This window comes from Sedimentitalea nanhaiensis DSM 24252 (assembly GCF_000473225.1).
Taxonomy (GTDB): Bacteria; Pseudomonadota; Alphaproteobacteria; order Rhodobacterales; family Rhodobacteraceae; genus Sedimentitalea; species Sedimentitalea nanhaiensis.
The window spans coordinates 2,348,854-2,368,362 of sequence record NZ_KI421509.1; the positions used below are offsets into that span (position 1 = coordinate 2,348,854).

Annotated in this window: 19 protein-coding genes; 12 read left to right on the top strand and 7 right to left on the bottom strand. The window is 65.0% G+C overall.

Going from position 1 to position 19,509, the window contains the following annotated elements; genetic code table 11:
* Positions 1–28 precede the first annotated feature (28 nt).
* The 4 genes from NANH_RS0113350 to NANH_RS0113365 all read left to right on the top strand — a co-directional run bounded on the left by NANH_RS0113350 (position 29) and on the right by NANH_RS0113365 (position 5,818).
* Complete coding sequence (locus tag NANH_RS0113350; RefSeq protein ID WP_027262484.1) at positions 29–1,168, top strand: citrate/2-methylcitrate synthase; 1,140 nt, start codon at positions 29–31, stop codon at positions 1,166–1,168.
* 123 nt (positions 1,169–1,291) lie between these two features.
* Entirely contained in the window at positions 1,292–4,102 is a 2,811-nt protein-coding gene (locus NANH_RS0113355; RefSeq protein WP_027262485.1) for a molybdopterin oxidoreductase family protein, read from the top strand.
* A 94-nt stretch (positions 4,103–4,196) separates the two neighbouring features.
* Positions 4,197–4,946, top strand: a complete 750-nt coding sequence (locus NANH_RS0113360; RefSeq protein WP_027262486.1) for a 4Fe-4S dicluster domain-containing protein — start codon at positions 4,197–4,199, stop codon at positions 4,944–4,946.
* Positions 4,946–5,818, top strand: coding sequence for a dimethyl sulfoxide reductase anchor subunit family protein (locus NANH_RS0113365; RefSeq protein ID WP_027262487.1), 873 nt, complete (start codon positions 4,946–4,948; stop codon positions 5,816–5,818). Before NANH_RS0113360 ends, NANH_RS0113365 begins: the two co-directional genes overlap by 1 nt.
* A gap of 125 nt (positions 5,819–5,943) precedes the next feature.
* Here NANH_RS0113365 and NANH_RS26220 read toward each other — a convergent pair whose 3' ends face one another.
* Complete coding sequence (locus tag NANH_RS26220) at positions 5,944–6,417, bottom strand: hypothetical protein (RefSeq protein WP_036049841.1); 474 nt, start codon at positions 6,415–6,417, stop codon at positions 5,944–5,946.
* 535 nt (positions 6,418–6,952) lie between these two features.
* Here NANH_RS26220 and NANH_RS28585 point away from each other — a divergent pair.
* Complete coding sequence (locus NANH_RS28585; protein ID WP_139236283.1) at positions 6,953–7,219, top strand: hypothetical protein; 267 nt, start codon at positions 6,953–6,955, stop codon at positions 7,217–7,219.
* A 639-nt stretch (positions 7,220–7,858) separates the two neighbouring features.
* Here the strand turns inward: NANH_RS28585 and dapA are convergent.
* The gene (gene dapA, locus NANH_RS0113385; protein WP_027262491.1) at positions 7,859–8,734 is read right to left on the bottom strand and encodes a 4-hydroxy-tetrahydrodipicolinate synthase; all 876 of its coding nucleotides are present in this window, start codon (positions 8,732–8,734) and stop codon (positions 7,859–7,861) included.
* A 138-nt stretch (positions 8,735–8,872) separates the two neighbouring features.
* Between dapA and NANH_RS0113390 the strand changes: the two genes are divergently transcribed.
* On the top strand, positions 8,873–10,831 hold the full coding sequence (locus tag NANH_RS0113390; protein ID WP_027262492.1) for a lytic transglycosylase domain-containing protein: 1,959 nt from the start codon (positions 8,873–8,875) through the stop codon (positions 10,829–10,831).
* Here the strand turns inward: NANH_RS0113390 and NANH_RS0113395 are convergent.
* Both NANH_RS0113395 and mnmD read right to left on the bottom strand, forming a co-directional pair.
* Entirely contained in the window at positions 10,805–11,692 is an 888-nt protein-coding gene (locus tag NANH_RS0113395; RefSeq protein WP_027262493.1) for a DMT family transporter, read from the bottom strand. The two genes, NANH_RS0113390 and NANH_RS0113395, sit on opposite strands and share 27 nt — an antisense overlap.
* Positions 11,689–12,357: a tRNA (5-methylaminomethyl-2-thiouridine)(34)-methyltransferase MnmD gene (mnmD, locus tag NANH_RS0113400; RefSeq protein ID WP_027262494.1), complete on the bottom strand. Its 669-nt coding sequence runs from the start codon at positions 12,355–12,357 to the stop codon at positions 11,689–11,691. Before mnmD ends, NANH_RS0113395 begins: the two co-directional genes overlap by 4 nt.
* A gap of 59 nt (positions 12,358–12,416) precedes the next feature.
* On the opposite strand from mnmD, the gene NANH_RS0113405 reads away from it, so the two are divergent.
* Positions 12,417–13,457: an NAD(P)/FAD-dependent oxidoreductase gene (locus NANH_RS0113405; protein WP_027262495.1), complete on the top strand. Its 1,041-nt coding sequence runs from the start codon at positions 12,417–12,419 to the stop codon at positions 13,455–13,457.
* The gene (locus NANH_RS0113410) at positions 13,454–14,029 is read left to right on the top strand and encodes a hypothetical protein (protein WP_027262496.1); all 576 of its coding nucleotides are present in this window, start codon (positions 13,454–13,456) and stop codon (positions 14,027–14,029) included. Before NANH_RS0113405 ends, NANH_RS0113410 begins: the two co-directional genes overlap by 4 nt.
* A gap of 24 nt (positions 14,030–14,053) precedes the next feature.
* Here the strand turns inward: NANH_RS0113410 and NANH_RS0113415 are convergent, their stop codons facing one another.
* The 3 genes from NANH_RS0113415 to NANH_RS0113425 form a co-directional block, all read right to left on the bottom strand.
* Positions 14,054–14,596 (bottom strand): NADPH-dependent FMN reductase, encoded by a 543-nt coding sequence (locus NANH_RS0113415; protein ID WP_027262497.1) that lies wholly within the window; start codon positions 14,594–14,596, stop codon positions 14,054–14,056.
* A 64-nt stretch (positions 14,597–14,660) separates the two neighbouring features.
* Positions 14,661–15,320, bottom strand: a complete 660-nt coding sequence (locus NANH_RS0113420) for an OmpA family protein (protein WP_027262498.1) — start codon at positions 15,318–15,320, stop codon at positions 14,661–14,663.
* A gap of 123 nt (positions 15,321–15,443) precedes the next feature.
* Positions 15,444–16,295, bottom strand: a complete 852-nt coding sequence (locus NANH_RS0113425) for a methylated-DNA--[protein]-cysteine S-methyltransferase (protein WP_027262499.1) — start codon at positions 16,293–16,295, stop codon at positions 15,444–15,446.
* A 167-nt stretch (positions 16,296–16,462) separates the two neighbouring features.
* Here NANH_RS0113425 and NANH_RS0113430 point away from each other — a divergent pair, with 167 nt between their 5' ends.
* The 4 genes from NANH_RS0113430 to NANH_RS0113445 all read left to right on the top strand — a co-directional run bounded on the left by NANH_RS0113430 (position 16,463) and on the right by NANH_RS0113445 (position 19,192).
* The gene (locus NANH_RS0113430; protein WP_027262500.1) at positions 16,463–16,894 is read left to right on the top strand and encodes a hypothetical protein; all 432 of its coding nucleotides are present in this window, start codon (positions 16,463–16,465) and stop codon (positions 16,892–16,894) included.
* Positions 16,895–16,965: 71 nt separating this feature from the next.
* Positions 16,966–17,610 carry an endonuclease III gene (gene nth / locus NANH_RS0113435; protein ID WP_027262501.1) on the top strand — a complete coding sequence of 215 codons (645 nt, stop codon included), beginning with the start codon at positions 16,966–16,968 and terminating at the stop codon, positions 17,608–17,610.
* Entirely contained in the window at positions 17,607–18,596 is a 990-nt protein-coding gene (locus NANH_RS0113440) for an adenosine kinase (protein WP_027262502.1), read from the top strand. Before nth ends, NANH_RS0113440 begins: the two co-directional genes overlap by 4 nt.
* Positions 18,596–19,192, top strand: coding sequence for a GNAT family N-acetyltransferase (locus NANH_RS0113445; RefSeq protein ID WP_027262503.1), 597 nt, complete (start codon positions 18,596–18,598; stop codon positions 19,190–19,192). The genes NANH_RS0113440 and NANH_RS0113445 overlap by 1 nt, the downstream gene beginning before the upstream one ends.
* Positions 19,193–19,509: the final 317 nt, after the last annotated feature.

The window sequence follows — 19,509 nt, forward strand, 5'->3', positions numbered from 1 at the left end:
TTTCCTCTTTTCTCCGAAGGAGACAGCGATGACCGATAACGTCAAGATCAACCGGGGCCTCAAGGGCGTGTATTTCGAACGCTCCGCCGTCAGCGACATCGACGGCGGCGCCGGCGCGCTGACCTATCGCGGCTATTCGATCCACGATCTCGCCACCCAATCCACCTTTGAAGAGGTGTGTTACCTGCTGATTTTCGGCGAGCTGCCCAGCGCCGACGCCCTGGCCGGTTTCGATGCCCGGCTCAGGGCCGCCCGCACCCTGCCGCCGGAAATTCTCGATATCGTCGCCGCCTGCAAAAATGGCCACCCGATGGATGTATTGCGCACCGCCACCTCGGCGCTGGCGGCGCTGGAACCCGCAAGCCAGCAGCTCGGAGAGGACGCGTTCATCGCCAATGGCATTCGCCTGATCAGCCAGGTGCCGATGATTGTCACCGCCCATGACGCGCTCCGGGGCGGCCGCACCCCGGTCGCGCCGGATCCGGATCTGGGCCATGCCGCCAACTGGCTGTGGATGCTCAAGGGCGAGAAACCCAGCGCCGATGCCGCCCGCCTGGCCGATGTCGATTTCATCCTGCACGCGGAACATGGCGCCAACGCCAGCAGCTTTGCCGCCCGCGTCACCATCGGCACCCAAGCCAACCTGCACGGTGCCATCGTCACCGCCCTGTCCACGCTGGCCGGTCCCGCCCACGGCGGGGCCGCCGAGGACGTGATGAAAATGGTGCAAGAGATCGGCACCGCCGACAAGGCCGCCGCCTATGTCAAAGCCAAACGCGCGGCCCGCGAACCCGTCACCGGTTTTGGCCACCGGGTCTATCGCCGCGAAGATCCCCGCGCGCGGCACATGCGCGACGGCGTGCGCCAGCTGGGTCAGGAAATGGGCGCACCCGAATGGTATGAAATCCTGCAGGCCGTGGTCGAGGCGATGAAACCCTATGCCCGCCACGGGCTGAACGTGAATGTCGATTTCTATTCCGGCGTGATCTATCAGCTGCATGGCATCCCGATGGATCTCTATGTGCCGATCTTTGCCATCGGGCGCATGCCCGGCTGGATCATCCAGTGCATCGAGCAGCAGCGCGGCAATATCCTGATCCGCCCCCTGACGCTGTATGACGGACCCGCACCGCGCGCCTATGTGCCAATGTCGAACCGTCCGGCCTGACCGACAAATGTTTACCCGAGCCGGACGTTTTCAAACCCGCGCCCCAATGCACCCGCAGGTATGGAAAGACTTTACCGCACCGCCCCACGCGCCTAGCCTGCCCCGGACAGGAAAGAGGCCCGGATGACAAAACACCAGCCAGCGCTCGACACATCGCCCAAGGTGTCCGACGAAATTCGCCGCACCACCTGCTATATGTGCGCCTGCCGGTGCGGCATCAACGTCCACATGAAGACGGGCCCGGACGAAGAACCCAAAGTCGCCTATATCGAAGGCAACCGCGATCACCCGGTCAACAAGGGCGTGCTCTGTGCCAAGGGCAGCGCCGGCATCATGCAACACAACGCCCCCTCGCGCCTGCGCAAACCGCTGAAACGGGTCGGGCCGCGCGGCTCGGGCGAATACCGCGAAATCTCCTGGGACGAAGCGATTTCCACCGCCGTCGGCTGGCTGGCCCCGCTGCATGAAACCGCGCCGCACAAGCTGGCGTTTTTCACCGGGCGCGACCAGAGCCAGTCCTTCACCAGCTACTGGGCGCAGCATTTCGGCACCCCGAATTACGCCGCGCATGGCGGATTCTGCTCGGTCAACATGGCCACGGCGGGCATCTATACCATGGGCGGGGCGTTCTGGGAATTCGGCCAGCCTGATTGGGAGCGTACCAAACTGTTCCTGCTGTTCGGCGTCGCCGAAGACCATGACAGCAACCCGATCAAGATGGGGCTGGGCCGGCTCAAGGAACGCGGCGCGCGGGTGGTTGGCGTCAACCCGATCCGCACCGGCTATAACGCCGTGGCCGACGACTGGATCGGCATCACGCCGGGCACCGACGGGCTGCTGGTGCTGGCGCTGATCCACTGCCTGCTCAAGGCCGGGCGCGTCGATCTGGACTATCTGTCGCGCTGGACCAATGCGCCGGGCATCGTGCGCCCGGACGGGCTGCTGCACCGCGACACCGACGACAAGCTGCTGGTGGTCGACCGCGGCGACGGCCTCCTGAAGCCGTTCGACACCAAGGGCATCCGCCCCGATCTGGCCGCCACACTGGACATCGACGGCACCCCCTGCCGCACCGTGTTCCAACACCTGTCCGAACGCTATCTGTCCACCGACCACGCCCCCGAGGCGGTGGCCGAACGCACCGGCATATCCGCCAGGCGCATCCGTGCGCTGGCCGCCGAACTGGCCCATGCGGCGTTCGAAGAGTCGTTTGAGATCGACCAGCCCTGGACCGATTTTCGCGGCGACACCCATGCCACCATGACCGGCCGCCCCGTCGCCATGCATGCCATGCGCGGCGTGTCGGCCCATGCCAACGGATTCCAGACCTGCCGCGCCATCCACCTGTTGCAGATCCTGCTGGGCACCGTCGAAGCGCCCGGCGGCTTCCGCTTCAAACCGCCCTATCCCAAACCGGTCGAAGCCCATCCGACGCCACATGGCCAGGGCCGCCCCGGTCGCCCGCTGGACGGCCCGCACCTGGGCTTTCCGCGCGGCCCCGAAGACCTGCTGCTGCACGACAACGGCACCCCCAAACGCATCGACAAGGCGTTCACCTGGGAAAATCCGCTCTCGGCCCATGGCCTCATGCATATGGTGATCTCCAACGCCCATGCCGGCGACCCCTACCGCATCGACACGCTGATGATGTACATGGCGAATATGGCTTGGAATTCGTCGATGAACACCCCGGGCGTCATCGACATGCTGACCGCGCGCAACGACGATGGCGGCTATGTCATCCCGCGCATCATCTATTCCGACGCCTATGCCAGCGAAATGGTCGGCTATGCCGACCTGATCCTGCCCGACACCACCTATCTGGAACGCCACGACTGCATCTCGCTGCTCGACCGCCCGATCTGCGAGGCCGATGCCGCCGCCGACGCCATCCGCTGGCCGGTTGTCGAACCCGACCGCGACGTGCGCGGATTTCAGTCGGTGCTGGTGCAGCTGGCCAACCGCATCGGATTGCCCGGCTTTGTCGAATCCGACGGCACCGCGAAATGGCGCGATTACGCCGACTATATGGTCAACCATGAACGCCGCCCGGGCATCGGCCCCCTGATGGGCTGGCGCGGCGATGGCACAGCCACGGGGCGCGGCGCGCCCAATCCCGATCAGCTGGACCGCTACATCGAAAACGGCGGCTTCTGCATCCACCACATCCCCGACGCAGCGCAATATTTCAAACCCTGGAACGCCGCCTATCAGGACTGGGCGGTGAACCTCGGCCTGTTCGACAGCCCGCAACCCTATCTGTTTTCGCTCTGGTCCGAACCGCTGCGCCGGTTCCAGATGGCCGCCGAAGGCCACGGGCCGCACCAGCCGCCCGAACATTTGCGCGACAGCCTGAAATCCACCATGGATCCGCTGCCGATCTGGTATGAAACCGACCAGACCGGCAATGACGGCTTTACCATCAACGCCCTGACCCAGCGCCCGATGGCGATGTACCACAGCTGGGGCAGCCAGAACGCCTGGCTGCGGCAGCTGCACGGGCGCAATCCGCTTTATGTGCCGACCGAACTGATGCGCCAGCATGGGCTGGCCGACGGCGACTGGGCGCGGGTGACTTCTCCGCATGGCGAAATCACCGTGCCGGTGATGGAAATGGCGGCGCTCAACGACAACACGGTCTGGACCTGGAATGCCATCGGCAAACGCAAAGGCACCTGGGCGCTGGACGACACCGCCCCCGAAGCCACCCGGGGCTTCCTGCTCAACCATCTGATCCACGAACTCCTGCCGCCCAGGGGCGATGGGCTGCGTTGGGCCAATTCCGACCCCATCACCGGCCAGGCCGCCTGGTTCGACCTCAAGGTCAAACTGCAAAAGACCGCCGCCCCGAGCGAAAGCCAACCCGCCTTCCCGCCCATCGGCTCGCCGGTCGGCGACGGCCCCCGCGAACTGCGCTGGAAAGTCGGAAAATGATCTTCCCCCTTTCTCTTGCCAAAAATATCCCGGGGAGCGCGAGGGGCTGGCCCCTCGCTCCCGCCCGCGCCACCCGAACCGAGGTATCCCACCCATGACCGACCTGCCCCCTTCGAGCGGCCGCAAACTCGGCCTGGTGATCGATCTGGACACCTGCGTCGGCTGCCACGCCTGCGTGATCAGCTGCAAGGGCTGGAACACCGAAAACTACGGCGCGCCGCTGTCCGATCAGGATCCCTATGGCGCCGACCCTTCCGGAACCTTCCTCAATCGCGTCCACAGCTACGAGGTTCAGCCCGAAACCGGCGCGGCACAGCTGATCCACTTCCCAAAATCCTGCCTGCATTGCGACAACGCGCCCTGCGTCACCGTCTGCCCCACCGGCGCCAGCTACAAGCGGGTCGAGGATGGGATCGTGCTGGTCAACGAAAGCGACTGTATCGGCTGCGGCCTCTGCGCCTGGGCCTGCCCCTATGGCGCGCGCGAGCTCGATCAGGCCGCCGGTGTGATGAAAAAATGCACCCTCTGCGTGGATCGCATATATAACGACAGCCTGCCCGAAGAAGACCGCGTGCCCGCCTGTGTGCGCACCTGCCCCGCAGGCGCACGCCATTTCGGCGATTTCGCCGATCCCGACAGCACCGTTTCCCGCCTGACCGCCGAACGCGGCGGCATCGACCTGATGCCCGAACAGGGCACCCGCCCGGTCAACAAATACCTGCCGCCGCGGCCCAAGGACAACATCGAGGACCGCATCGACATACTCGCCCCGCTGCTGGCCCCGGTCGATGAAAACCCCGGCGGCTTTCTCGGCTGGCTCGACAAGGCGCTGGAGAAACTCTGATGCATCCAGCCCCCTCCGTCATCGTCTTCACCACCTGCTCGGGCCTTGGTTTTGGCCTGCTGATCTGGCTCGGCCTCGGCTTTCCCGCCGTCACCGGCCGGGTCGCCTTCGCTTTCTTCGCCATCGCCTATCTGCTGGCGGTGGGCGGGCTGCTGGCCTCGACCTTCCACCTTGGCCGCCCCGAACGCGCGCCCAGGGCGTTCAGCCAATGGCGCAGCAGCTGGCTCAGCCGCGAGGCCTGGTGCGCCGTCGCCGCCCTGTTGCTGATGGCGCTCTACGGTGCCGGTCTGGTGTTCCTCGATACCCGCTGGAGCCTGCCCGGCATTCTTGGCGCCGCGGCCAGCCTGGCCACCGTTTTCACCACCTCGATGATCTACACCCAGCTTGCGACCATCCCGCGCTGGCACACGCCCCTGACCCCGGCGCTGTTCCTGTCGCTGTCGATTGCAGGCGGTGCGCTGCTGGCCGGACAGACCACAGCCGCCACCTGGCTGCTGGCCCTGGCGGGTGCCCTCCAGATCGCCCACTGGATGCGCGGCGACACCGCACTGGCGCAATCGGGCACCACCCTGGCCACCGCCACCGGACTGGGCGCAATCGGCAGCGTGCGCGCCTTCGAGCCGCCGCACACCGGCACCAACTACCTGCTGCGCGAATTCGTCCACGTGGTCGGACGCAAACATGCGGCGAAACTGCGGACGATCGCGCTGGTCCTGATGATCGCCCTGCCGGTCGTCCTGCTTGTTCTGCCCTTCAGCCACATCTTCGCGGCGCTGGCGGTGCTGTCCCACCTGACCGGCGTTGCCATCTCGCGCTGGCTGTTCTTCGCCCAGGCCGAACATGTCGTCGGCCTCTACTACGGCAAACGCTGACCCGCTTTTCCTCTTGCCGGAAATACCCCGGAGGAGTCGCCCCCGGGCGACGGTGACGGCGATCATCCGCTTTGATACCGCTCAGAAATGTCGCGTCCACAAAATCAATGGGTCAGATGGGTGGATTATCCCCCGGTTTGATACCGTTGCGGGAGCTTGAGTCGCTTTATCTGGATAGTCGAAAAATTATCAAATGATTTCAATGGGTGAATTTGCAAGGTGTGCGGTGATTTGCGCAAACCGCACCAGCCTTTATCAATCGTTGTGCCGGGTGCTTCATGAAGTATCGCCCTGTCTCTCTGGGCACCATTCTCATTGTTCTCAACCTCGTCCAGCATGACTAGCGCGAGGGCGTTTTCAAGGCTTCCCTTATGTCCCTCTTTGCGGCCTGAACAAGCAGGCCGGAAGCGCAACGCCGAATGGAACACGTCCCGGACCCGGCGAAACGCTCCATCAATGGCTACCTTTCCCTGCGCCCGTGCGAGCCTGAACAATGCGAGCAAAAAGGTTCTGTGGTCCAGTTCGGTAAATTGAGAGGCGGCTATGAAAGTTTCAGGTGGATCTTCCCCTTTCAACAGCTTGAGAAAACGTTGAGGCACACTCCCCCATAGATCGCCAAGCAGACACCGTTCGTTTGTCTATGGAAAGAAGCCGCGCAAGATCCGGGTCAGTATCGGCACCGACCGACTCCTTTAGACTCTGGATATAGTTCGTCACGGGTTTGTCGCGGTCGCCCATCAGATCCCCCGTGACCGAATCATGCAGCCTGTGTAAAGTCTGCATGTCGACCAAAGCCGACTGCATGAACATCTCTGTGGACAATACGCCGTCGGAACAACTTCTCACGGCTGTGCGCGCGGTACTTGTCCTGAGGGGTTTGTCCTTTATCCCCTATTGCGGCGATCCGGGGACGGTCCGTCAGAATGCGGCATCAGATCTTACTGGTCATTGGCATGGACCCAAGGCGCCAAGACTTGTCGAGCGCATTCTCCGCGATCTCGGGTTGGAAAAATGACTGTTATAGCGGCACGGCGAATTCTTGGGGTCGGGGGTATTCCAAATCGTCGAACGTCAGCCAATCAATGGCTTGCCCGGCACGGTCTCAAAATCGTCGAGTCTTTGGGAAATGGCGGCTTGTTCCACGCTGTCCAGCTTTCCGATCGGCCGACGGCGGAACGCCGCAGTCATGGCGCAAACGGGCGGTCCTATCAACAGATGTTCGAGGCCAGCATGGCCCAACGGATCAAGCGCCATCCCACGGCACGGCAGCTTTACCTGGCTAGTCCATTCTACTGGCCGGTGTCGGTCAATCGGCACGGGCGGATCACGGTGGATACGTGGGTCTATGGTGGCCCGGATACGCGGGCCGCGTCGTTGCCCCATCATGGCAAAGGCAAATAGATCCTATTGGGTCGCGATGATCTGTCAGCAGATGCACTGGCCTATGACGAAGACGGGGATTTGATATGTGACGGCATCCAGCATGTCGCGCGCGGGGACTGTGTCGGCAAAAAGGGAATTAGGATCGCCGCGTACAACCGAAAGGCCGTGCGGGATGCGACGACAGCTGCGGACCAGGCAAACACTTGTTTGTCTGACGTGGAATTGGCAGCGGCTTTGGCCGCGCTGAATGACGCGACCGAGGCGACGGATTGCCCTGAACCGACACCAGAAACGGTAGTTGGGTCGCCCTGCCGGGCGTCCCTCGTGTCGCCACGGTTGTCCGCCCGCCGCCGGGCACGCTCATGCGGATGGCCGATATCGCGCGCCGGTTGCGGATCACGGATGTGACCGTGCTCAAACACCTGAACCGGTACGGGATGCGAGGGACTGCGCCACCCACTTTCCGCCGGAACGCCACGTCAGGAAACCCGCCATTCACGCCCGGTGGCACCGCTCCAAACGCAGCCGCAGATGATCCGGCAGTGCATCCAGAATTCCGGGCGGTCCCGGATAGGCCGCGGACCGAAGGTCGCTTCCGGTATCAAACTGGGGAATAACGAACAGACGGGGGCAGCGCCCCCGCCCCCGGCAACCGCGCTAGTTCAGCAACCCGGCATGACGCAGACCGGCATCGACCAGCGCCCTGGTCTCGTCCAGCAACCCGGTCAGCGGCGAGCGCACCTCTTCGCTGCACAGACCCAGCCGCGACATGGCGTATTTGACCCCGACCAGCCCCGGCTCGGTAAAGATCGCCTTGTGCAACGGCATCAGCCGATCCTGCAACTCCAGCGCCGTGGCGTAATCCCCCGCCAGGGTCGCTGCCTGTACCTGCGCGCAGAGACCGGGTGCGACATTGGCGGTGACCGAAATACAGCCCACGCCGCCCTGTGCGTTGAACCCGTGCGCGGTGGCGTCCTCGCCCGATATCTGCACAAAATCCGGCCCGCAGGCGATCCGCTGATCGCAGACCCGCGCCAGATCGCCAGTGGCATCCTTGACCCCGATGATGCGCGGCAGCTTCGCCAGCTCGCCCATGGTTTCCGGAGTCATGTCGACCACCGAGCGGCCCGGAATGTTGTAGATGATGATCGGCAACGCGCTGGCATCGTGGATCGCGGTGAAATGCGCGATCAGCCCGCGCTGGGTCGGCTTGTTGTAATAGGGCGTCACCACCAGAACCGCATCCGCGCCCACGCTCTGGGCGTGCTGCGCGAACCGCAGGCTTTCCAGCGTGTTGTTGGACCCGGCCCCGGCAATCACCGGAATCCGCCCCGCCGCCGCCTTGACCACCTCGGCCACCACGGTCTCGTGTTCCTCGTGGGTCAGCGTCGGGCTTTCCCCGGTGGTGCCCACCGGCACCAGCGCGCTGGACCCTTCGCCGATATGCCATTCGACCAGTTGTTTGAGCGTTTCCAGATCCAACTCACCGTTTCGAAACGGGGTGACGAGGGCTGGCATTGAGCCTTTGAACATGGGCACGCTCCTTTTCTGTCCAATTGTCGCAGTTTTCCGATGCTGACCTTGCGACAGTGCCGCGATTGTGTGTTGATCCCGGCAGGCCACGGATTATCGTCTCAGGCTCTAGCCTTGGTTGCTCGGGAAATGCAAGTGATGTCGCGCATTCTGGCGTTTGTGCTCTGCCTCTGCACAGTGCTGTCGGGCCCCGCCAAGGCGGAGGATCCCGCCCGCCTGTCCGCGGCCTTTGACACCATGCGCAAAGGCGGATGGGGCGATGCGCTGTCCACCGCCGGCACGCCCGGCACCCTCTCGCGCGACGTGATCGAATGGCACCGCCTGCGGGCCGGGCTGGGCGACGCGGCCGAGGTCACCGCCTTTCTGGACCGCCGCCCCGACTGGCCAGGGCTAGACTGGCTGCGCCGCAAAAGCGAATCGGCGATGGACGTGCTGTCCAACGACGAGCTGCTCGCCTTTTACGCCGATCAGCCGCCGCAATCGCCCGAAGGCGTCCTGGGCCATGCCCGCGCCCTGATCGCCACCGGCAACCCCGGCGACGGCGAGGCCGAACTGGTGCTGGCCTGGCGCACCATGCCGATGGGGCGGCTGATACAGTCTGCCTATCTCGACCAGTACGGCAAACTGCTGGCGCCGCATCACAACGCCCGGCTGGACCGGATGCTGTGGGACAACCACATGGTCAGCGCCAAGCGGATGCTGGCAATGGTCGACGATGGCCACCGCGCGCTGGCCGAGGCGCGGATATCGCTGCGCGACATGGAACCGGGCGTGGACTCGCGCATCGCCGCCGTACCCGAGGCGTTGCAGAACACCCCGGGGCTGGCCCATGACCGCTTTGTCTGGCGTCACCGCAAGGGGCGCAATACAGACGCCATCGCCCTGCTTCTGGAACGCAGCGACAGCGCCGCGGGTCTGGGCGAACCCGGCAAATGGGCCTATCGCCGCGCAAGCCTGGCGCGTGAAACCATGCGCGCGGGCGACGGTGAACTGGCCTATCGCATCGCGTCGCGCCATTTCACCACCGGCGGTTCAATCTATGCCGATCTGGAATGGCTGTCTGGCTTCATCGCCCTGCGCCAGCTGAACGATCCGCAAACCGCCCTGCGGCATTTTCGCAACTTCGAAGCCTCGGTCGCCTCGCCGATTTCGCGCGGACGCGCCGGATACTGGCTGGGCCGCGCCTATGAGGCGCTTGGCGACAGCGACGGCGCCCATGCCGCCTATGCGATGGGGGCCGAACACCAGACTTCGTTCTACGGCCTGCTCGCCGCCGAACGAATCGGCCGCCCGTTCGATCCGGTGCTGGCCACCCCGCCCGACCTGCCGCCCTGGGATCAGGCCGAATTCATGTCCTCCAGCGTGCTCGAGGCGGGCCTGCTGCTGCTGGAGGCCGACCAACCCGCGCTGGGCGAGCGCTTCCTGACCCATCTGGTCGAATCGCTCGACCCGGTCCAGGCCGCGCAGCTGGGCCAGATGGCCATAGACCTGGACCGGCCGCATCTGGCAGTGATGATCGCCAAACGCGCGGCGCGGCAGGCCATGGTCCTGCCCGCCGCCTATTATCCGCTGCACCCGGTCGCCAAACAGGATCTGCCGATGGCCCCGGAAATGACCCTCGCCATCGCCCGGCGCGAAAGCGAATTCGACCCCACCGTGATCAGCGGCGCGGGCGCGCGCGGCCTGATGCAGGTGATGCCCGCCACCGCACAGGCGGTGGCCACCGAAATGGGCATCCTGTCGGCCCATGCCACCGGTCGTCTGACCCAGGAATGGGACTATAACGCCAAGCTGGGCGCACGCTATCTGGCCGGGCTGGCCGGTGGGTTTGACGGCAATGTGGTGCTGATGGCCGCAGGTTATAACGCCGGGCCGGGTCGCCCGCTGCAATGGATACTGGACTACGGCGATCCGCGCGGCGATGCGGTGGACGTGATCGACTGGATCGAATTCATCCCGTTCAACGAGACCCGCAACTATGTCATGCGTGTGACCGAAAGCCTGCCGGTCTATCGCGCCCGGCTGGGCATGACACCGCTGCCGATCCCGTTCTCGCGCGAACTGGCCGGTTCAACCCTTGACGCGTTCGCGCCATAGGGTGAACAGCCCGGCGCAGACGATGATCGCCGCACCGATGGCGACATTGCTGCGCAGGGTCTCGCCGAACACGACAATGCCCATGGCCGAGGCAAAAACCAGCTGAAAATAGGCAAACGGTTGCACCGCGCTGGCCTCGGCCACCTCGTAGCAGCGGATCAACAGCCAATGGCCGGTCACCCCGGTGATGCATAGCGCGATCATCCAGCCCCAGTCGCGCGCCGCCATCGGCTCCCAGTACCAGACCCCTGCCACGGTCATCGCCACCGCGCCCACCGTGCCGGTCCAGAAAAAGCTGGTCGCCGTGGTATCGCGCCGCGCCGCATAGCGGTTGAGCAGCCCATAGATCGCAAACATCACCGCCGAGATCAGCGGGATGATCGCAGCCGGATCGAACACCCCCAGGCCGGGCTGCAGGATGATCAGCATGCCGACAAACCCCACGCCGATGGCGCTCCACCGCCGCCAACCGACCTGCTCGCCCAGAATCGGTCCCGACAGCGCCGCGATCAGCAGCGGATAACAGGCAAACACCGCATGGCTGTCCACCAGTCCCAGCACCGTAAAGCCATAGACCGCAACACAGATCTCGCCCGCCAGCAACAGCGCGCGGGTGATCTGAATGCCCGGCTGCGCGGTGCGCGCCGCCGCCCGGACGCCCCCCGCCGTGCGTGACGCGATGGCGATGACAAAGGCGGCAAAGAACCAATAGCGGATCATCACCACCATGATGGTGTTATACTCGCCCGCCAGATGGCGCGAGATGCCATCCTGCACCGCAAACACCACCGTGGTGGCGATCATCAGCCCGATGCCCAGCGGCACATTGTTGCTCTGCGGATCGGTTGCCTGTGCGCTCATGCCAGTATCCCTTGCGTCATATGCCGTTTGCGCCCGTATCCCGGCACACGGTTGACCGTGAATCCGGCCTCCTGCAATCCCCGGCGCACGAAACCCGCTGCCGTATAGGTCGCCACCGTACCGTCCGGCGCGGTATGGCGCGCCACCTGCGCCATCAGGTCCCCCTGCCACAGCTCCGGGTTCTTGGCCGGTGAAAACCCGTCCAGAAACCACGCATCCGCCCGCCCGTCCCAATCCGCAAGGGTTTCGCGCGCATCGCCCTGCACCACCTGCAACCGCAGGCTGCCCAGATCGCAAATGCCCGACCCGTCCCAGGCGCTCAGGAACCGGTCGCGCCACGGGGCCAGCTCGGCAAACGCCGCCAGCGCCTTTGCCATGTCCGCAGGGGCCATCGCAAAGGCCTCGAAGCTGGTGAACCTCAGCGGCGTCACGCGTCCCGCCCGTTCCCACGCCGCCCAGACCGTCAGCATGTTCAGCCCGGTGCCAAACCCCAGCTCGGCAATGTGGAACCCGTCGCAGAACCGTCCCGGCAAATCGTTGCCGTCCAGAAACACGTGCCGGGTTTCCGCCAATCCGTTCTCCAGACTGAAATACGGATCGTCAAACCGCGTCGAGACCGGCACACGCCCGTCGCGCCACTGCAGTTCTGCCTGCTGGTACCGCATGATAAGAATCCGTAAAACGCATGAAGAGTCGCTCCGATCAATGGCGCAGGCAAAAGGGATTGGCAATGACGGATGTAACGGTGCGCGGCGCGGGGATCTTTGGCCTCTCCATCGCCTGGGCCTGTGCCCGGCGCGGCGCAAAGGTGCGCCTGATCGACCCCTTTGGTCCCGGTGCCGGAGCCTCGGGCGGAGTGGTCGGCGCGCTGGCCCCGCATGTGCCCGAGAACTGGAATGCCAAAAAGGCGTTTCAGCTCGACAGCCTGCTGATGGCCGAACCCTTCTGGCACGATGTGCAGGCCACCGGCGGCCTGTCGCCCGGCTATGGCCGCACCGGACGCCTCCAGCCGATCAACGACGACCGCGCGCTTGAACTGGCCCGCCAGCGCGCCGGGACCGCACGGGACCTGTGGCGCGGCCTAGCCACATGGCAGGTCCGCAAGATATCGGACGTCGGCCCCTGGACCCCGCCCAGCGCCACCGGCCTTGTCATCCACGATACGCTCAGCGCCCGGATGCACCCGCGTCAGGCCTGCGCCGCGCTGGTGGCCGCGCTGGGCACCATGGGCATCCCGATCGAGACCGACGCCCCCGACCGCGGTCCCGTCATCCACGCCACCGGGGCCGCCGGTCTGACCAGTCTGGGCGCGGAGCTGGGCAAACCCATCGGCAACGCGGTCAAGGGCCAGGCCGCGCTGCTGCGCTTTGACGCCGCCGATGCGCCGCAACTGTTCGTCGACGGGCTGCACCTGATCCCCCATGCCGACGGCACCCTGGCCATCGGGTCCACCAGCGAGCGTGACTTCACCGACCCCACCGGCACCGACGCAGCGCTCGGCGTGCTGATCGAGCGTGCCCTGACCGCCCTGCCCATCCTGCACGGCGCACCGGTGATCGAACGCTGGGCCGGCCTGCGCCCCCGCGCCAGAAGCCGCGCGCCGATGCTGGGGCCCTGGCCCGACCGTCGCGGCCATTTCATCGCCAATGGCGGTTTCAAGATCGGTTTTGGCATGGCCCCCAAAGTGGCACAGGTGATGGCCGACCTGGTCCTGGACAACCGCGACGGGATTCCAACGGATTTCCGCGTCGAGGCGTCAATGTGATCCGCCATATCCTATCGTCGGTCTGCACGATCACCGCACTTTCGGCCAGCGCGCAAGCCGACCCGGCCGCAAGCGCCAGCAACAATCAACCGCGGATCTGGTCCGCACTGAGCGGCGAGCGGATACAGGTCGATGGCGATGTGCTGCGCCTGCGCGACGTGACCTGCGCCAAACCGACAACCGATGCGGGCCGCAACGCCAAGGCGCTGCTCAACACCTTTCTGCGCGCCGGTCATGTGCGATGCCTTGTCTCGGAAACCGGGTTGGCGGAATGCACCGTCAACGGGCAGAACATCAACGCAAGACTGCGCCAGCAGCCCGGCTGCGGCCCCTCCGATCCGTCTGCAAAATCGCTCCGCCCTGACGTCAATCCGCCATTTCGCAGCGCCGCGACACCAAGACAGATCGAACGCCGCATTCGGCCAGCGGACCCATTGCAGCTGTGGCGAAGAGCGACCGGTCTCGGCCCCATTCCGGACCATTTGCAACTGGTTCTCTACAGCCTGCAACTGTACCTGAACACACAGACCGGGGGCATGCCAGACCCCGCTGGCCGGCAGCAGGATCAATAGCAAATTGCGTTAAATCTGAATGCCCTAACGCCCGATTTCTGCCCGCAGCTTTTCCATCAGATCGCGCAGGGTCGTCTGATACAGTTCGCCGCTCAGTCGCCCCGCATCATCGAACTGATTGCGGGAATTGGCCAGATGCATCTCTGGCCCTTGCAGGATCCGCGGCTGAAACGGCACCATACAGGCCCGCAACACCATTTGCGACCGCTCGCCCCCGGCCCGGCCCGCCGCCGCCGACATCACTGCGACCGGCTTGTCCTGCCACGGATTGCCGCTGGTCCGGCTGATCCAGTCCAGCGCGTTTTTCAGCACACCGGGCGGGGCCTTGTTGTACTCGGGCGTCGAAATCACCACCGCATCCGCCTGCGCCACCTGATCCGACAGATGTTGCACCGCCTCGGGAATACCCTCGGCCTCTTCAAGATCGGCGTCATACAACGGCAGGCGCAGATCGGCCTCGACCAGTTGGCATCGCCCGAACAGCCGCGCCGCCTCGCGGATCAGTTTGCGATTGGTCGAGTCCTTGCGCAACGCGCCTGCTATACCCAGCAATATCGGTTCGCTCATGATGTCCTGTGCCCCTTTGCGTTTCAAAACACATAGGGGCACAGATCCGTCCCGGCCAGTCGCATCAGCCGTTTTGCGGAATCACCACGATTTCGACCCGGCGGTTCTGTGCCCGGCCCTCGGGTGTCAGGTTCGACGCCAGCGGTTGTTCTTCACCACGCCCCGACGTGCTGATGCGGTCAAACCGCACCCCGTCGGCCTGCAGGATGTCGGCCACCGCATTGGCGCGGCGCAGCGACAGACCCAGGTTATAGGTCGCATCGCCGGTATTGTCGGTATGCCCGACCACCTGCACCCGGCTGGCGGGATAATTGTTCAGGTTGTTCGCAACTTTCACCAGCTCCGAGCGCAGCGAACTGCGCACCGCGGCGCTGTCGGTGTCAAAGGTGATGTCCTGCGGCAGGGATACGATCAGCCGGTCGCCCGCATTGGTGACGGTGATGCCGTCATTGGCCAGCTGGCTGCGCAGCTCGGTCGCCTGCTTGTCCAGCCGGTTGCCGATCAACCCGCCCGCAGCCGCGCCCGCTGCGGCGCCCAGCACCAGATTGGCACCCTCGCCCCCGGTCAGCGCCGACAGGGCCGCACCGCCGGCCGCCCCGATCAGCGCGCCCTGCTTGGCCTTGGCATTCGGATCCGGCGGACCGCCCAGCCGGGACGGGTCGTTACATGCGCCCAACAGGGCAATGGCGGCAACCGCCGCGATCAGGGGATGGTTCAGGGTCATGGGTTCTGTGCCTTCTGCTCGGATCCCGTTGGTCGGGACTGTTGACGGCACTATAACACACCCCGCACCCCCTCGCTCAAGTCACAAAATCGAACATCGGCTGAAACCTGTCCCGCCCCGGTCTCAGACCCCGGCACGGGCGGCCTCATAGGCCAGCATGGCGCGCTTGACCGGCAGCCCCCAATGATACCCGCCCAGCCCGCCGGATTTGCGCAACGCCCGGTGACACGGGATCAGCCAGCTGATCGGGTTGCGCCCCACCGCCGTGCCCACGGCGCGCACCGCGCGGGGCTTGCCGATGGCCTGCGCGATCTCGGAATAGGTGGTGACCTGCCCCGACGGGATGCTCAGCAGCGCCTCCCACACTTTGATCTGAAACGGCGCGCCAATCAGAAACAGCGGTGCCTTGCCCGGATCCGCGCTTTCGGCACCAAAGGCCGTCAGCACCCAGGGTCGCAACATCATCGGATCCTCGACAAATTCGGCATCCGGCCAACGCGACAGCAGATCCTGCATCGCGTGTTCCTCGCCGGTTTCCGCCGCGAACCCGACGCCGCACAGCCCCTTTTGCGTGCCCATGACCAATGCCGGGCCAAACGGGCTTTCGAACCAGCCCCAATAAATCGTCAGCCCCGCACCCCGGCGGGCAAACTCGCCCGGGCTCATCGCCTCCCAGCGCAGAAACAGATCGTGCAGCCGCCCGGTGCCCGACAGGCCCAGATTGTTGCTCGCCTCCAGCGTGGTGAACCGCTCGCGCAGCAGCACCTTGGCATGGCCCAGCGTCAGATATTGCTGATAGCGTTTCGGCGACACCCCGACCCAACGCGAAAACAGACGCTGGAAATGCGCCGGACTCATGTCCATCTGCGCCGCCAGCGCCTCAAGGGTCAGCCCGTCGCCGTCCCGGTCGATCAGCTCGATCGCCCGGCGCATCACGCCGTAATGATAGCCGTCTTCCTGTGTCTGAACATTCATCGCCACACCCTCTGCCTGATGCCCAAACTACCGTCCTCCGCCGCGCAATACGACCCGAATCCTGCGCAACCGCCCTGCCCGCCGCGTCAGAATTACACATTTAAAAATTCGCATATAATTATAGCTACCCCTCGAACGCGCACCCTTTCCCCACTGGAGCTTTCCCGATGAAAAAGATCTTCGCCAGCCTCGCCCTCGCCCTCGGCCTGACCGGACCCGCCAGCGCCGGCGGCCCGGATGCCCTTGTCACCATCGTCACCTCGGATCAGCCGCAGGTGCAACTGATGTCCATGGTGCTGACCCATCAGGCCATTGCCAAAGGCCACCCGGCGCGCATCCTGCTGTGCGGGGCCGCCGCCGACATGGCGCTGATCGAGGCCCCCGCCAGCGCCACCGCACCGCAGCCTCCCAAAGGCGCCACGCCGCAGGGCCTGTTGCAGGCCGCGATCGAAAAGGGCGCCACCGTCGAGGTCTGCGCCATCTACCTGCCCGGCAAAGGGGCCGACGCATCGGCCCTGATCGATGGCGTCGGTGTTGCCCAACCCCCGGCCATGGCGGCGGCCATGTTGGCCGAAGATACCATCGTCTGGTCGTTCTGAGCGGAAAACCGGGGGGCCGGGCAACACCGGTCCCTTGCCCTGCGGCCAAAGGACGGGCATATCCTGCTGCCATGGCCAAACAGCTCGATTATCATACAATCCGCGAGATCTTTACCCGCTTTCACACCGCCGAACCCGAACCCCGGGGCGAGCTTGAGCATGTGAACGCCTATACGCTGGTCGTCGCCGTGGCGCTGTCGGCCCAGGCCACCGACGCCGGCGTCAACAAGGCCACCCGCGCCCTGTTTCAGATCGCCGATACGCCGCAGAAAATGCTCGATCTGGGCGAGGCCGGGCTGACCGAACACATAAAGACCATCGGCCTGTTCCGCCAAAAGGCCAAAAACGTGATCAAGCTGTCGCGCATCCTGGCCGACGACTATGACGGCGTGGTGCCCAACTCGCGCGCCGCCCTGCAATCGCTGCCCGGCGTCGGGCGCAAGACCGCCAATGTGGTGCTGAACATGTGGTGGGGGGTGCCGACCCAGGCGGTGGACACCCATATCTTTCGCTTCGGCAACCGCAGCGGCGTCGCGCCGGGCAAGGATGTCGTCGCCGTCGAACGCGCCATCGAAGACAACGTCCCCGCCGATTTCCAGCAGCACGCGCACCACTGGATGATCCTGCACGGCCGCTATACCTGTGTGGCGCGCAAACCCAAATGCCCCGCCTGCCTGATCCGCGATCTGTGCCAATACGAGGACAAGACCCCATGAAACCCTATCAACTGGTCGGCATCGGCAACGCCGTGGTCGATGTGATCGCTCAGGCCGATGACAGCTTTCTGGCCCATATGAGCATCGAAAAAGGCATCATGCAGCTGATCGAACAGGACCGTGCCGAACGGCTCTATGGGGCGATGGACAGCCGGGTGCAGACGCCGGGCGGCTCGGTTGCCAATACCATCGCCGGGGCCGGGGCGCTGGGGCTGGACACCGCATTCATCGGACGGGTGCGCGACGACGCCCTGGGCCGGTTCTATGCCGATGCGATGAACGAGGTCGGCATCGATTTCGTCAACCCGCCGGTGGCCAATGGCGACCTGCCCACCTCGCGCAGCATGATCTTTGTCTCGCCCGACGGCGAACGCTCGATGAACACCTATCTCGGCATCTCCACCGGGCTGACATCGCGGGACGTGCCGCCCGAAGTCTCGGGAAGCGCCCGGCTGATGTTCCTCGAAGGCTACCTGTTCGATCACGACGCCGGCAAGACCGCCTTTCGCGAGGCCGCCCGCGCCACCCGCGCCAGCGGCGGCAAGGCAGGCATCGCCATCTCCGACCCGTTCTGCGTCGACCGCCACCGGGGCGATTTCCTGTCGCTGATCGAACACGATCTGGATTTTGTCATCGGCAACGAAGCCGAGATCCAGTCGCTGTTTCAAACCGACCACCTGAACGACGCGCTGATGCTGACCGCCGCCCTGTGTCCGCTGGTGGTTTGCACCCGCTCGGGCGACGGGGTCACGGTGATGGAGGGCACCTCGCGCATCGACATCCCCGTCGATCGGGTCACCCCGGTCGATGCCACCGGCGCGGGCGACCAGTTCGCCGCCGGGTTCCTCTATGGGCTGGCCACCGGGCGCGATCTGCAAACCAGTGCGCGCATCGGCTGTGTCTGCGCCGCCGAGGTGATTTCCCATATCGGTCCGCGCCCCCAGACCGACCTGCGCGCCCTGTTGCACGACAAGGGGTTGATCTGATGCTTGGCGACGGCTTTCACGACATCCCGCCCGGCAAGGTCGCCGCCGTGGTCACCCATCTGGAAATGCGCGCCCCCGCCGCCAGCCGCCCGGTGCCCGACCCCAAGGGCGTCACCCTCAAACGCATCCCGACCCCCGACCCGGACTGGTATCGCGACCTGTTCGGGCGCGTCGGCGCGCGCGACTGGCTGTGGTTCTCGCGTCTCAACCTGACCGATGCGGACCTCACCGCCATCCTGCACGATCCGCTGGTCGAGACCTGGGCGCTGATGGCCGGCGATCACGCGGTCGGGCTGCTGGAGCTCGACTTTCGCCAGCCCGACGCCTGCGAACTGGCGTTTTTCGGCGTCACTCCCGACCTGATCGGGGCCGGGGCCGGGCGCTTCATGATGAACCACGCGATTACCCGCGCATGGGAACGCCCGATCCACCGCTTTCACGTCCACACCTGCACCCTTGACAGCTCTGCCGCCCTGCCGTTCTACCGCCGCAGCGGATTTATGCCCGTGCGCCAGCAGATCGAAATCGCCGACGACCCGCGCCTGACCGGCAAACTGCCCCAGGACGCCGCGCGGCAGGTGCCGATTTTCCGCTGAGCCGCGGCGCGGCGTGCTCCGGTCTTTACCGCGCGGGACAGCCCGCTCAGACCGTGATCGCACCCAAGGCCCGCAATGCGTTCGTTGACATGGTTTCTGGCCGGCGAACAGAAAAATACCGGCCAATGTGACGCGCTTCACAGAAAATGCGCCTGAAATCGGCTATCTTGATATCTGCAAAGTCTCATCTTCGATGCCAGTAGAACCGGATCGTGCATCTTCGAGACTTACAGGATCCGTGCTGCGGCATTCACCCAGAGACATTGTAGATTTAGCGGCACCAGGCCGCATCGAAACCTATTTTGAAGGAGTCAGAA